Consider the following 13642-nt stretch of genomic DNA (forward strand, 5'->3'; position numbering starts at 1 on the left):
CTCGTTGCTAACGACAGAACAGGTCGCTCTCAAGGATGCCGCGCGCAAACTGGCGCTCGGGGAATTCCGGGACCGCGCCGCACGCTGGGACCGCGACGGCATCTACCCCGAGGAAAACCACCATCGCCTGGGCGCGCTTGGCTATCTGGGCATGACCATTCCCGAAGAATACGGCGGTGGCGGTACGCCGCTGGTGGATTGCTATCTCGTGATCGAAGAACTGGCCAAGGTGGATTTCAATACCGCGCTGATCGTTCACGATCAGAACGTCTCGCCCCGGATCATCGCCACCTGCGGCAGCGAGGCGTTGAAGCAGGCTTTCCTGCCCCGCTTCGCCGCGGGCGAGATCGAATGCGCGATCTCCTGGTCCGAGCCCGAGGCCGGGTCGGACGCCACCGCGGTGACGACATCGCTGCGCCCGGACGGGGACGGGTTTGTGCTGAACGGCGGCAAGATCTTTACCACTTTCGGCGACAGGGCCGATTACCTTCTGGTCTATGCTCGGTTCTGCGAAAGCAAAGGCGCGCGAGGCATCGGAACCGTTTTGGTGCACCGCAAAAGCCCCGGCGTTTCGGTCCATATTCTTGAACAGAAGATGGGCGCGCGCGGCTGCAACGAATGCGAGATCCATTTCGACGATGTGCGGGTGCCGTCCGAAAACGTCGTGACCGAAGGGCTGGCCGGCAACTCCAGCGGCTTTGTCCGCCCGCTGGGTGTCTATAACGCCACGCGCGTCGGCATGGGGATACTGGCGCTTGGTGTCGCCGAGGGGGCGTTCGACCTTGCACGCGACTACATGAAGACCCGCCGGCAATTCGGCAAGGCGCTGTCCGAGATGCAGGGGCTGCAATGGATGATGTCGGACATGAAGGTGCAGATCGAGGCCGCGCGGTCGTTGTGTTATACGGCGCTGTCGCTGATCGACCGCGGCCAGCCCGATCCAACATTGTCTTCGATCGCCAAGGTTCAGGCCACCGAAATGGCACAGCGCGTCACCCATGACGCCATGCAGATGTTCGGTGGCTACGGCTATTTCGGTTCGCTTCCGTTGGAGCGGATGGTGAGGGATGTGCGGATGCTGACGATCACCGGGGGAACGACCCAGATACATAAGAACGGGATTGCTCGGGCGCTGTTCACTGACTGACGAATCTTCGCCAAAGGGAGGGGTGGTCATGACAAGCGATATCACTGTGGAACACTCAGAAGGTCTGGCCGTCGTGTCGTTGAACCGGCCCGACAAGCTGAATGCGCTGACCCTCGACATGCGCGTCGAACTCCTGGACGCGTTTCGCGATATCCAAACTGACCCGCGGATTCGCGCCGTATTACTGCGGGCCGAGGGCCGCGCTTTTTGTGCGGGTGCGGATATTTCGACCATGGGCAAGGACGATGTCTGGGGTGATCGGGCGCGCTTGTACAGGGCGCACCAGATGATCCTTTCCATATTCAATTGCGAGAAGCCTGTGGTTGCCGCGGTGCGCGGTCCGGCGGTCGGGATCGGTCTGAGCATGGCGCTCGCCTGCGACGTTATCCTGCTCTCCGAGACGGCAAGATTCGGTCAGGTTTTTCGCAAGATCGGGCTGGCCCCCGATGGCGGCGCGGCGTTTTTCCTTCAGAATCTGATCGGTCGGCAACGTGCGACGGACCTTGCCTTCTCAGCGCGGATGGTGCCGGCGGATGAAGCCCTGAGCCTGGGATTGGCAAGCCAGGTTCATCCCGATGATGCCCTCGACCGGGCGGCCCTGGACTATGCGACAGACCTGGCCGCGGGGCCAACCTTTGCCCTGGCCGGTACCAAGCGGCTGATGCGCGCCGCGATGCAACCGTCTCTGGAGAGCTTTCTTGAAACAGAAGCCATCATTCAGGGGCAAATCATCAAGAGCGCGGATCACGCCGAAGGCATCGACGCCTTTCTGAGCAAGAGAAAACCGGTTTTCCGTGGCGTATGACCAAGCGGATTGGCCCTTTTTACGACAGGGAAGAGATAGTGATGGAAACAGTCATTGCACGACTTGGCAGGGTGTCGCGGATTATCACCTATATTGCGACTGCCCTGGCGGCCCTGATGATGGTCCACGTCACGCTCGATGTCATCCTGAGCCAGTTCATCGCCGAGCCCCTGCCGGGCACGGTGGATTACGTGTCGTATTATTACATGGTCGGGCTGGTCTTTCTGCCGCTTCCCTTCGTCGAATACACCAACGAGCACATCAAGGTCGACCTGATCCACGATCTGCTCCCGACGGGGGCGAGGACCGCTCTCGACATGCTGGCTCTGGCGCTGTCTGCGGTGTTCTACGGGCTGCTCACCTGGCAGACCTGGATCGATGCCGTCGAAAAATACCTCATCGGCGAGCAATCCATGGGCATGGCGGCGGTGACCGTCTGGCCCGGTCGCTTCTGTCTGCCTCTTGGTGCGGGGCTGATGGTTCTGCTCTTGCTGGCCAAGCTGATCCAGAGGCCTTTCACCGACGCTGGCATGGCCGGCCCCAATCACGACATGTACGAATAGGAGTGGAACGGTGAGCTTTTTCCAGATCGGCCTTTGCGGCATCGTTTCTGTCATCCTGCTGGTCTTGCTGCGCGTTCCGATCGCGGTCGCGCTGGGTATCGTGTCCTTCTTCGGGTTCTGGGCGATGCTGGGAAGCGGCGCGGCTTTCGGCCTGCTGACGGCGGTGCCCTATGATTTTGCCGCGCACTGGACCCTCAGTTCGATCCCGATGTTCCTGTTGATGGGATACGTCTGTTACCAGACCGACATCACGCGCGGGATCTTCAAGGCCGCCCGGGTCTGGCTGTCATTCCTGCCGGGCGGGCTGGCGGTCGCCAGCGTGGGCGGCGCGGCGCTGTTTTCGGCGGCGGCCGGCTCCAGCCTGGCCTGCGCCGCGGCAATGGGCCGGATCGCGGTGCCGGAAATGCTGAAGCGCGACTACGATCCCGGGCTGAGTACCGCCGTGGTTGCCGCAGCCGGCACCATGGGGTCGCTCATCCCGCCGAGCATCCTTCTGATCATCTACGGTATTTTTGCCGAGGTCGCGATCAGCAAGCTGTTTCTGGCCGCGATCGTGCCGGGCGTACTGACGATGCTGGGGTACTGGGCCGTGATCATCGTTCGTGTGTGGATCAATCCCGCGCTCGCGCCGTCGCTCGACGAAAGCGCGACATGGTCCGAACGGCTGGAGGCCCTGAGCGAGACATGGCCCGTGATCTTGCTGGTGGTGGGCGTTTTCGGCGGTCTGTTCACCGGGATATTCACACCCACGCAGGCCGGGGCTGTCGGGGCGGCGTTGTCCTTCGTGATTGCGGCGGCGCGCGGCACCCTGAACTGGAAAGTTTCCAGGATCGCGCTGATGGACACTGCAAAAATGACTGCGGCGATCTTCATCATCGCGGTCGGTGCCAACCTGTTTTCGAGGTTTCTGGCGATCAGCGGTATCCCCGAAGCGATGACCGACCTGGTGATTGATATGGGGGCCAGCTATGTGATGCTGGTTTTCGGCACGGCCGTGATCTTTTGTCTGCTGGGCATGATCCTCGATCCGCTGGGCATCCTGCTGCTGACGCTGCCGATCCTTCTGCCGATCTACGAGGCGAACCATATCAGCCTGATCTGGCTGGGCGTGCTTGCAACCAAGCTGGTCGAGATGGCTCTGATCACCCCACCGGTGGGGCTGAACGTGTTCGTGATCAAGGGCATCGTCGGTGATGCGGTCCCGATTTCACTGATTTTCAAGGGTGTTTTGTGGTTTTTGGCTGCGGATGTGGTGGTCCTGATCATCATGGTCGCCTTTCCCGAACTGATCATGTTCCTGCCAGAGCTCGGCAACTGATTTGGCCATCCCGGCCGTGACGAACCCCGCGCAATAGCGGGGTCTTGAAAAAGAGGAGGAGACCACATGAAACTGACCAATGCGTTTGCCGCGCTGGCGGCGACGACCGTTCTAGCGGCGACACCGGCCCTGGCCGAAAAGCGGGTGACTATATCCAACTGGACGTCACCCAATCACGCGACATCGCGTGGCCATGCCGCCTTTGCCGAAATGACCGAATCTGAATTTCCGGATGCCTTCGACTTCAAGCTGTTTGCCGGCGGCGCCTTGCTTGGCCCCAAGCCAACACTGTCCGGCCTGCGCGACGGCGTCGCCGATGTAGGTCTGCTGGCGTTGACCTATTTCAGGTCGGAAATGCCCTATGCGCAGCTCGTCGCCGATCTCGCTCTTTTGGGCGAGGACCACTATGCCATGGCCGGCGCGACCAGCGAATTCGTGATGCTGCACTGCCAGCCGTGCAAGGACGAGTTCGCAAAGAACGGCATGGTGGCGCTGAGCGGGATCAGCACTGCGCCTTATGTATTGCTGACCACCAAGCCGATCGTCGAAATCAGCGATATGCAAGGGGTCAAGCTGCGCACGGGCGGGTCGGTCTGGGACCGCTGGGCGACACGCCTTGGGGCAGAGCCGGTAAACGTGCCGTCGAGCGAGATGTACGACACGATGAGCCACGGTGTCGTCACCGCTGCGGTGCAGCCGGTCGGTGCGCTCAAGGGGCACAGTCTGATCGAGGTTGCCAAGCACCTGACGGAGTTGCCGTTGGGCACCTATCATTCCGGTTCGATCTTTGCCGCCGGCCCGAAATTCTGGATCTCACTTTCGCCGGAGCAACGCGAGCAATTCGTCAAGAACATACCCGAGGCCGTGGCGCAGACCGAGGTGTACTACGAAACCGACGATCTCGACGTGCTGAAAGAGGCGGGTGGGCTTGGCCTGCAGGTACACCAGCCGTCGCCTGAGTTTCTTCAGGATCTCATTGATTTCCGCACCGCCGATCTTGAAGAGATCGCCCGCATCTCGCGCGAGGAACGCGGCATCGAAGATCCGGAACCGCTGATCGCAACCTATCGCGAGCTGATCGAGAAATGGCACGGTCTGGTTGAGCCGCTGCAACCGATCCGGGACAATCATCAGCCTTATGCAGACCTTCTGCGTCAGGAGATTTATTCCAAGATCGACTTCGCAACCTACCCGAACTGAGCCGTTTCAGGCCTGAATACACAGCGGCCCTTCGCAAGAAGGGCCGCTTCATTGCTTCCTTCGTCTGTTCAGAGGGTGGCTTCGGTGCCCAGGATATTCGTCACCTGGCTGGACAGGACACCGCCGTTGCCGTGGGCCAGGGCCAGTTCGGCACTGCCGATCTGGCGATCGCCAGCATCGCCGCGCAGTTGCCGCACCGCCTCGACCAGCGTGAAGATGCCGTACATCCCGGGATGCACGCATGACAGGCCGCCACCATTGGTATTGACCGGCAGGTGGCCGCCAGGCGCGATGCCGCCGTTCGCCACAAACGCACCGCCTTCGCCTTTCTTGCAAAAGCCCAGATCTTCTAGAAAAAGGATCACATTGATGGTGAACGCGTCGTAGAGCTGGACCACGTCGATGTCCGCGGGTTTGACACCCGCCATGTCCATGGCCGTTCGCCCTGATTGCGCAGCGCCGGTCACGGTCAGGTCCGCCATTTCGGAGATGTCGCGGTGCGTCGTGCCCTCGCCGCCGCCCAGCAAATACACCGGAGGTCTGGGGTGATCCTTGGCCGTCTCGGCCCGGCGCATCACAATCGCGCCACCGCCATCGGTCACAAGGCAGCAGTCGCGCACCCGCAGAGGGTCGGAAACCGGCCGCGAGGCGATGACATCCTCGCGCGTCAGAGGATCGCGCATGAAAGCGTCGGGGTTCTTTTGGGCCCAGGCCCGGGCCGCCACCGCCACGTCGGCCAGCTGTTCGCGCGTTGTGCCGAATTGCGTCATGTGACGGTCTGTGGCCAGCGCATAGGACGACAGCGGGAACAACGGTCGGTAGGGGGCCTCGTAGGTCGGCAGGCCAAGCGCAGTCATCAGCTTGCCCGAGGCGGTGCGCTGGTTCGATCCGTAGCAGATCAACACGGTATCAGCGAGCCGCAATTCGAGCAGCATCGCGGCCCAGAGCGTGTGCGACAGGAACGACGAGCCGCCCATGCGGTTGTTCATCGTGAACCTGGGGTTCAAGCCCAATTCCTGCGCCAGTGTAAGACCCGACAGCATATCCAGCGGCTGGCAGGTGGCAACGGCATCGACCTCGCCAAGTGCGATCCCCGCATCGGCAAGCGCGCCGTGCACCCCCTCGATTGTGATCTCCATCGAGCTTTTGCCATGGGCCTCGCCGCAGCCTGCCAGCGCTGCACCGACGATGGCGGCTTTTCCCCGTAAACTCAATTTGCTTCTCCTTCTGGCCGGAAAACCACGGCGGGGTCACCTTCGGCGCCTTCGCCGATCGACGCGGTTACTTTCAGCCCGGCGACAATCTGGTCATGCGCGATACCGTCGATGCGCGACATCATTCGTACCCCTTCCTCCAGGTCCACCAGAACCACGTTGTAATCGCCGCCTCGTTCCGGTTTTCGGCGCACGACCGTTCGCGCATAGACGGTGCCCCTCCCGGTTGGCGCGAACCATCCCAGATCCGCGCTGCCGCAGGCCGGACAGATCACGCGCGGATGGAATACATGGGTGCCGCAGCCGCCACATTTCTGAATCTCGAAGACGCCCTCGGCCAGCTTCGCGGCGAAGACGGCGTCCGGCCCTGGGCCTTGTCCAATGCCGGCCATCTCAGAACCCGATGTGGAAGCCACCGTTCACGCTCAGGTGCTGGCCGGTGATATAGGATGCCGCGTTGGACAACAGGAAACAGACGGGCTGCGCGACTTCTTCAGGGGTGCTCATCCGTCCCATCGGAATCTGCGCCATATACCTGTCGGCGAATTTTTCAGAGCGGATGGTCTCAGTCATTGGTGTCTCGACCATTCCGAAACAGACTGAATTGACGTTGATGCGGTAACGGCCCCATTCACGCGCGGCGCTCATTGTCAGGCCCAGAACCCCGGATTTTGCCGCGCCATAATTGATCTGACCGATGGTGCCGCGACGCCCGGCATCGGATGAGATATTCACGATGGCACGGCGCGCGGCGCTTTCGGGGTCTTTTTCGACCCGGTCCTTGTAATAGGTCCCCACGGCCTGAAGGCAGGCGAAGACACCGGTGAGGTTCACGTCGATGACCTGTTGCCAGGTGGCCCGGTCCATCTTGTGGATCATCGCGGCGCGCACGATCCCGGCGTTGTTCACAAGCCCGTTGATGTCGCCGAATTCGTCGAAGGCGAATTTCACGAGCTTCCCGGGAAAGTCCGGGTCGGCCACATTCCCCACGATGGCGCGGGCATTGCCACCGATCTGTTCGGCGGTTTCCTTGACGCCGTCCTCGTTCAGATCGTTCACCACGACCTTGGCGCCCAGCTCTGCCGACAGCGCCGCCACACCGCGGCCGATACCCTGTCCGGCGCCTGTGACGATAACCACTTGATTGTCCAATGCCATCGGGTTGATCATTTCTGTCTCCTTTTGTCCTTCGTTTGTTTGGTCTCGCTCACCATCGGTTCACTCAGGTGGTCACGACGGTGGTGCGAGCCGCTTGATCACGGCATCGCCATGGGCCAGATGGTGCCCGTCCTGATTGAAGATCTCGCCCTGTACAAAAACCAGTTTGCGTCCGCCCCCGACAATGCGCGCGCGGGCCGTCAGCGTGTCTCCTTCGGTCGCCGGGGCGACGAAACTGGTGGTAAGCGAAAGCGTAAGGCAGCGATGACCTGGGCGGCCATCCCCCGCGTAGGCCGCGCAAAAGGTGACCGCGTTGTCCAGCATGGTCGCGTAGACACCGCCATGCACCGAAAAAGCGCCGTTCAGGTGATCGCGTCCGATGGCCAACCGCAGCTCGGCTTTGCCATCGGACCACGAGACGAAGCGCACGCCGAGCAATGCGTTGAACGGGGCGGGGATGTCCGGTCTGCCGTCTTGTGCGCTCATATTACGCTGTCTCCTGCTTGGCCGAGACCATCACCAAAGCGACAGCCACTGCCGCCATAGCGGCACCTGCGCCCACCGCGCCGAGGATCGGAACCGCCAGACCCGCGTTCGAGGGAAAGGCGAAGGCCAGACCGGCAATACCAAGAAGGACGCGGGCGATTGTTCCTGGCAGTCCGGTTTCGATCCGCCCGACGCCAAACAGATACCCCTGAATACCGGCGCAGATCAGCAGAATGCCGAGACCGGCGCGCAGAACCGTAAGCAGGCTTTCGAGTGGACCGGCTTGCAGGATGAACGCCGGATCAAGGACGAAGAAGAAGGGAATTATATAGACGATGCTTCCAAGCTTCATCGCTTCGAAGGCCGTCGCAAAGGGTTTGGCCTGGGCGATGGCCGCCGCGGCGAAAGCCGCGAGCGCGACGGGGGGGGTGATATAGCTCAGCATGCTCCAGTAAAGGATAAATAAATGGACGCCGATCGGATCGAGCCCGCCGGCGACCAGGGCGGGTGCCAGCGACACCGCCAGAATCACATAGGCGGCGGTCACGGTCATGCCCATTCCAAGAATGAAACTGGTCAAAGCCCCCAGCAGCAGAAGCAGAAAGATGTTGCCGCCCGCGATGAACAGCAGATCGTTCGAGATCGTCCCGGACATCCCGGTCACCGCCAGTCCGCCGACGATCAGCCCGACCGCCGCAAGAATGGCAACAAGTTCGACGAACAACTGTCCCGTGGCGATCAGAAAATTCATCAGCTCCTTTCGCCCCCAGCGTGATTTTGAGAGCAGCTGGTTCAGGACAAGAAGCAGCGCGGTCGCATAGAATGGAGCGATCGCCTCGCGCTTGAGGTAGAGCAACATCCAGATCAGCAGCCCGAAGACGGCGAGAAAGTACCAGCCTTCGCGCAGCACCTTGCCGATCCTGGGAAGGTCGGCGCGCGGAACGCCTTTCAGTCCGTTGCGCGCCGAGTATGCGTCGATTTGTGCGAACAGGCCGAAAAAGTAGAACAGCGAAGGAAGCACCGCCGCCACAACGATGTTGGTGTAGTCGGTCGCCAGGAATGTCGCCATGACAAAGGCCGTGGCGCCCATGATAGGGGGCATCAGCACCGCCCCCGTCGACGCCGCCGCTTCGATCCCCGCCGCATAAGTGGGCCTGAACCCCACCTTTTTCATCGCTGGAATGGTAATTGATCCGGTCGTCAGCACATTGGTGATCACGCTGCCGCTCATCGAACCGGTCAGCCCGCTGGTCAGAACTCCTACCTTGGCCGGCCCGCCCCGGACATTTCCGAGCGCGGCAAAGGCGATGTCGATAAAAAACGGACCTGCGCCGGTATGTTGCATCGCAACGCCGAAGATCATGAACCCCACGACAAGATTGACAAAGCTGCGCATCGGTATGCCCAGCACACTTTCGCCGCTCATCGCGTGGAAGATCGCCGTTTCGACGGGCGAGCGCTGGAAGCCCTGGATCGGGCCGGGCGCATAGTTGGCGATCATGGGGTAGATGGAAAATACCAGGATTACCGCGAACAGCGTCCAGCCGCCGGTGCGGCGCGCGGCCACGAGCAGCAGGAACCAGAAGGCGAAGCTGGCGATCACGGCATTAAGAGGAGCGGCGAAATCCCACCCTTTGTTCACCACGCTGCGCCCGTAGTAGGCAAAGAAGGCGCAGGTGATCAGGGCCAGCAGGGCCAGAAAGTAATCCCACCATCGCGTCGATCCGTAAGGATCTGACTTTGAACAGGGAAAGACAAGGAACACCAGTGGCAGCGTCAGCAGAAGCATCACGTAGAGGTAGTGAATTTCAAGCAACCGGACGTTCATGAAGAAGCCCAGATTGAACAGATGGTTGACCGACGCCGCGGTCAAAAGCAGCGCCGAGACGACGAGCGACCAGCGAACAAACGCGGGCAGGGTGCCCATACCGGTCGGTTGCGCCGGCGCTTCCTGTGTTTCCTGTGCCATGCCCGTATTCCAGTTTTGTGCTGCGTTGCTTTGTGCAAGGCGCCTGTGGGGCGCCGCGCTGTGTCGCATCAGCGGAAAAAGACTTCGTGGCCGGCCGCTTCCAGTGCGTCGGCACGGGCTTTCATCCATGCAGCGGCAAATTCTTCTTCACCCTCTGGAGCGTCCCCGACAAATGTGCCCCAGGCCCGCAAGAGCACCTCTTGCCGTTCCACCAATTTGTCCTGGTTTGCCTGGGCTTCCGGTGTCCACAGACCCTTTTCCTTGAAGTAGGCAACGCTGCCATCGCTCCATGGCATCACCCAAGACAGGATCTGGCGATCAATCGCATACGCATTGGCACCGGGGGCGGCATCCTTGTAATCGTCGAACCCTGCGTCAAGCGCGGCTACGATGTTGCGCACCTCGGTGGAATCCTGATCGGAGTTAGTGACCAGGATCGGATAGGGGTACTGCGCCATGGGCAGTGGGGAGGCAGGGTCGATGCCCGGCCCCACAGACACCATATGCGGTGTCACGAAGGGCGTTACGCTGGTGTAGCGTTCCCATGCTTCTGTCTGGTCCGCGGGTGTTTCAAGCCATTTCAGGCCGCGCGGGCTTGACTCGATCTGGTAGTTTACGGTGGTCGTCGTCAGTGCAAAGGCGGCATCCACACGGTCTTCGAGAATGCCCTGGAGCGTGTTCACATAGCCCGAGAATTCCACTGCCTCCACGTCGTCCCATGTCAGGTCCGCAAAGGCCAGCAGCCCCTCCATGTTGACATCGATCGCCGGCGAACTGACGGCGCGACCGACCCGTTTGCCCTTGAGGTCCGTAATCGTCTCGATGCCGGCATCGGCCGCGACGGCGACACCCAGACCGTAGTCGCCGACAGCCTGAAGCACCGCGCGGATCGGCTGCGGGCCCCATTCAGGCGCAGCAAAAAGGAAAACCCCTTCGGCAGCGAAATAGGAGGCGATGCCGCACAGGCAATAATCGACCGTCCCGTTTTTGAGCGGCGTCATCCGCGAGACGTCGTTTCGCCCCGGAAGCACGCGGACCGTCGATCCGTATTTGCTGCGCATCATGTTGCCGATGGCTATGGAATGCGCATGACCGGCCGATCCCGTGTCATAGGCCGACCAAGCGATCACGTCAGGCAGATCGATGTCTTGCGCGCCAGCCGAGGTGGCCATTGCCAGGCATGCGGCAGCGATCCCGGTTATCTTGAACTTCATGATATTCTCCTCCTTGTTGGTCGTTGGTCCCGGGTGGCGCCCATTCAGATCAAAGCTCTGAAAACGCGACATCCTTGTCGACGCGTATTTCAGGCGGCAGCCCGAGAATGCGTTCGCCAATGATCGTGCGCTGGATCTCGTCCGATCCCCCCGCGATCCGGTTGCCCGGCGCGGTCAGGTATTCGTTTCGCCAGCGCGCCACGTCATCCCCGACCTTGGCTGATATGCCCGCCGAAGTTCCCGCCAGATCCATCCCGAAAGCGCCCATTTCCTGCCGCAGCTTGCCCAGCAACAGCTTGCCGATCGAGCCCTCTTCACCCGGTGCCTGGCCGCGCGAAAGCGACGTCATGACCCGGTAAGAGGTGAATTCCAGTCCGCGTTGACGCGCGATGAAATCGGCAATGCGCGCGCGCACCTCGTCGTCCTCGATGGCCGGGCGACCGTTCCGTTCGACACGGGTAGCCAGATCAATCAATTCCTCGGCCCGCGCACCGCCACTGGCCCGGCCGACGGAAATACTGAACCGTTCGTTCATGAGTGTGGTCAGCGCCACTTTCCACCCTTCGGATACACCGCCCAAGCGGGCGCTGTCTGGCACGCGCAGGTTGTCGATGAACACTTCGTTGAAACTGGAGCTGCCCGAAATCTGGCGAATAGGACGGGTTTCGATGGCCGGGTCGGACATGTCCACAAGGAACATGGTCATTCCCTTGTGCTTGGGCACCTGTGGATCGGTGCGCGCCAGCAGGATGCCGTGAGTGGAATAATGCGCCCCCGAGGTCCAAACCTTCTGACCGGAGATCACCCATTCGTCGTCTTCGCGGCGTGCACGGGTGCGGATACCGGCCAAATCGGACCCGGCGGCGGGTTCGGAAAAAAGTTGGCACCAGATGTCTTCGCCCGTGAGAGCCCGGGGCAGGAATCTTGTTTTCTGGTCTTCGGTGCCGTGGATCATGACCGTAGGCCCGACCAGCCCGATCCCGATCAGAAAGACGTTGGGCGGGACGGCGTAGCGCCCTTCCTCTTGATTCCAGATCACTTGCTCGATCGGAGTGGCGTCACGCCCACCGAAAGCACGGGGCCATGTCAGCCCCGCCCAGCCTGCGTCGGCCTTTCGTGCCTGCCAGTCGCGCGCACGGGCAACTTCGTCGGCGTCGCGGGCCATGAAATGGTCCTGGGCCTTTTCGCTTCCATTGCGGCGGGTCGCGGTGGCATCAAGCCAGTCGCGCGCCTTGGCGCGGAACGCGGCTTCTTCCGGGCTGTCGCTGAAATCCATCTGCACTTTGTCCTTGTCAGTTCGCGGCCCTTTGGCCGTCCGCCAGATTGCAAAGCAGCCGCTCGCGCCACAAATCGGCCAGGCCGAGTTCGGCCTTCAACTGCCATCCTCGCCGCAGAAACAAATGCGGGTCGGCCGCCCAGGTGAACCCGATCCCACCGTGAAGCTGCACCGATTCCTCAGTGGTGAATTGCACTGCATCGAGAGCCGCGAGGCGTGCTACCGCCGCCGCTTCGGACAGCCGTTCATCCCCGCTCGCCAGCGCCCAGGCGCCGAAAAAAGCATTGGACCGTGCCAGCTCGATCTTGGCGAACATGTCCGCGAGCCGGTGCTTGACCGCCTGAAAACTGCCGATCTGGCGTCCGAACGCCTGCCGCTCGCAGGCATAGTCTCTGGTCAGGAAAAGCGCCCGCTCGGCCAGGCCGATCTGTTCGAAGGCGGCCAACACTGCGGCGCCGTCCAGAAGAGTCCGGATCGCTGCGGGATCGGACCCGGGAAGCAGTTCAACCGGCGTGTCGTGAAAGACGATCTCGGACGTCGGACGGGTGCGGTCGATCGCATCCAGCGCGCTGATCGACACCGAGGGGTCCGAAAGATCCGCCAGATAAAGGCGCGCGGTGCCGCCTTCGTCCAGGGCGGCGACGATCGCGAATGACGCATCGGATGCGAACGAAACTGGCGATTTCCGTCCCGAAAGGCGATCCTGCAGCACTTTTGCCGAGACCCGTTCCGGTGCAGACCCTCCATCCTCGGCAAGCGCGACGGTAACGATCATGCGGCCTTCGGCGATCCGGGGAAGCAGATTTTCCCTTTGGCTTTGCGTGCCCAAGTCCTGAATCGCGGGGATCGCCAGGCCAAGAACCGGGCCAAAAGGTATGGCGGCCAGGCTACGGCCGATCTCTTCGGCGACAATGGCCAGTTCGATCGCCCCCATCGCCGCCCCCCCGTAGTCTTCGGCAATTGCAAGGCCCAGCCATCCGCCGTCCGCCAAGGCGGTCCAGGTTGCGGAATCGAACCCGTCGGCAGCCTCAAGACAGTCATGCGCCACCGCGAGAGTGGCGTGATCGCTCAGCATTCGTGCCAGCGTGTCGCGTATGGCATCGTGTTCGTCGGAAAAGCCGAAATTCATGCTGGTCCTCTTCGGGTCATGGCATTTGGCGCCTGTTCACAAAAAGGTAAGGTACGCGTTCGGTATGTCCCAAACGCTATCCGGCACCAGCCGCGTAAAACCACATATGTGCTGTGGCGTGGAAAAAGGGGCCACTGGAGCGAAGAATGCGATTCATCAAGAA

13 protein-coding genes are annotated in these 13642 nt (G+C 61.6%); 5 read left to right on the top strand and 8 right to left on the bottom strand.

Annotated elements, in window-relative coordinates; all coding sequences use genetic code 11:
* The first annotated feature begins 4 nt into the window (after window positions 1-4).
* The 5 genes from NANH_RS0124135 to NANH_RS0124155 all read left to right on the top strand — a co-directional run bounded on the left by NANH_RS0124135 (window position 5) and on the right by NANH_RS0124155 (window position 5033).
* Window positions 5-1147, top strand: coding sequence for an acyl-CoA dehydrogenase family protein (locus NANH_RS0124135; protein ID WP_027264329.1), 1143 nt, complete (start codon window positions 5-7; stop codon window positions 1145-1147).
* A gap of 28 nt (window positions 1148-1175) precedes the next feature.
* Entirely contained in the window at window positions 1176-1952 is a 777-nt protein-coding gene (locus NANH_RS0124140) for an enoyl-CoA hydratase/isomerase family protein (protein WP_027264330.1), read from the top strand.
* Between the two features lie 41 nt (window positions 1953-1993).
* Complete coding sequence (locus tag NANH_RS0124145; protein ID WP_027264331.1) at window positions 1994-2515, top strand: TRAP transporter small permease subunit; 522 nt, start codon at window positions 1994-1996, stop codon at window positions 2513-2515.
* A gap of 10 nt (window positions 2516-2525) precedes the next feature.
* Window positions 2526-3833, top strand: coding sequence for a TRAP transporter large permease (locus NANH_RS0124150; protein WP_027264332.1), 1308 nt, complete (start codon window positions 2526-2528; stop codon window positions 3831-3833).
* 66 nt (window positions 3834-3899) lie between these two features.
* On the top strand, window positions 3900-5033 hold the full coding sequence (locus NANH_RS0124155) for a C4-dicarboxylate TRAP transporter substrate-binding protein (RefSeq protein ID WP_027264333.1): 1134 nt from the start codon (window positions 3900-3902) through the stop codon (window positions 5031-5033).
* Window positions 5034-5101: 68 nt separating this feature from the next.
* On the opposite strand, the gene NANH_RS0124160 is transcribed toward NANH_RS0124155, so the two are convergent.
* The 8 genes from NANH_RS0124160 to NANH_RS0124195 all read right to left on the bottom strand — a co-directional run bounded on the left by NANH_RS0124160 (window position 5102) and on the right by NANH_RS0124195 (window position 13479).
* On the bottom strand, window positions 5102-6247 hold the full coding sequence (locus NANH_RS0124160) for a thiolase (RefSeq protein WP_027264334.1): 1146 nt from the start codon (window positions 6245-6247) through the stop codon (window positions 5102-5104).
* Window positions 6244-6639, bottom strand: coding sequence for a Zn-ribbon domain-containing OB-fold protein (locus NANH_RS0124165; RefSeq protein WP_027264335.1), 396 nt, complete (start codon window positions 6637-6639; stop codon window positions 6244-6246). Before NANH_RS0124165 ends, NANH_RS0124160 begins: the two co-directional genes overlap by 4 nt.
* Before the next feature lies 1 nt (window position 6640).
* Window positions 6641-7417, bottom strand: a complete 777-nt coding sequence (locus NANH_RS0124170; protein ID WP_027264336.1) for an SDR family NAD(P)-dependent oxidoreductase — start codon at window positions 7415-7417, stop codon at window positions 6641-6643.
* A 60-nt stretch (window positions 7418-7477) separates the two neighbouring features.
* Window positions 7478-7891: a PaaI family thioesterase gene (locus NANH_RS0124175; protein WP_036051569.1), complete on the bottom strand. Its 414-nt coding sequence runs from the start codon at window positions 7889-7891 to the stop codon at window positions 7478-7480.
* A gap of 1 nt (window position 7892) precedes the next feature.
* Window positions 7893-9860, bottom strand: coding sequence for a TRAP transporter permease (locus NANH_RS0124180; protein WP_027264338.1), 1968 nt, complete (start codon window positions 9858-9860; stop codon window positions 7893-7895).
* A 68-nt stretch (window positions 9861-9928) separates the two neighbouring features.
* Entirely contained in the window at window positions 9929-11074 is a 1146-nt protein-coding gene (locus tag NANH_RS0124185; protein ID WP_027264339.1) for a TAXI family TRAP transporter solute-binding subunit, read from the bottom strand.
* Window positions 11075-11123: 49 nt separating this feature from the next.
* The gene (locus NANH_RS0124190; protein WP_027264340.1) at window positions 11124-12350 is read right to left on the bottom strand and encodes an acyl-CoA dehydrogenase family protein; all 1227 of its coding nucleotides are present in this window, start codon (window positions 12348-12350) and stop codon (window positions 11124-11126) included.
* Between the two features lie 16 nt (window positions 12351-12366).
* On the bottom strand, window positions 12367-13479 hold the full coding sequence (locus tag NANH_RS0124195) for an acyl-CoA dehydrogenase family protein (protein WP_027264341.1): 1113 nt from the start codon (window positions 13477-13479) through the stop codon (window positions 12367-12369).
* Window positions 13480-13642 lie beyond the last annotated feature (163 nt).

This window comes from Sedimentitalea nanhaiensis DSM 24252, from assembly GCF_000473225.1.
GTDB classification, from domain to species: domain Bacteria; phylum Pseudomonadota; class Alphaproteobacteria; order Rhodobacterales; family Rhodobacteraceae; genus Sedimentitalea; species Sedimentitalea nanhaiensis.

What these genes read in the sequence shown, in the direction of transcription:
- NANH_RS0124140 (WP_027264330.1), top strand. Translation starts at nt 1,176, where the DNA reads ATGACAAGCGATATCACTGTGGAACACTCAGAAGGTCTGGCCGTCGTG.
- NANH_RS0124145 (WP_027264331.1), top strand. Translation starts at nt 1,994, where the DNA reads ATGGAAACAGTCATTGCACGACTTGGCAGGGTGTCGCGGATTATCACC.
- NANH_RS0124155 (WP_027264333.1), top strand. Translation starts at nt 3,900, where the DNA reads ATGAAACTGACCAATGCGTTTGCCGCGCTGGCGGCGACGACCGTTCTA.
- NANH_RS0124165 (WP_027264335.1), bottom strand. Translation starts at nt 6,639, where the DNA reads ATGGCCGGCATTGGACAAGGCCCAGGGCCGGACGCCGTCTTCGCCGCG.
- NANH_RS0124170 (WP_027264336.1), bottom strand. Translation starts at nt 7,417, where the DNA reads ATGATCAACCCGATGGCATTGGACAATCAAGTGGTTATCGTCACAGGC.
- NANH_RS0124175 (WP_036051569.1), bottom strand. Translation starts at nt 7,891, where the DNA reads ATGAGCGCACAAGACGGCAGACCGGACATCCCCGCCCCGTTCAACGCA.
- NANH_RS0124180 (WP_027264338.1), bottom strand. Translation starts at nt 9,860, where the DNA reads ATGGCACAGGAAACACAGGAAGCGCCGGCGCAACCGACCGGTATGGGC.
- NANH_RS0124185 (WP_027264339.1), bottom strand. Translation starts at nt 11,074, where the DNA reads ATGAAGTTCAAGATAACCGGGATCGCTGCCGCATGCCTGGCAATGGCC.
- NANH_RS0124190 (WP_027264340.1), bottom strand. Translation starts at nt 12,350, where the DNA reads ATGGATTTCAGCGACAGCCCGGAAGAAGCCGCGTTCCGCGCCAAGGCG.
- NANH_RS0124195 (WP_027264341.1), bottom strand. Translation starts at nt 13,479, where the DNA reads ATGAATTTCGGCTTTTCCGACGAACACGATGCCATACGCGACACGCTG.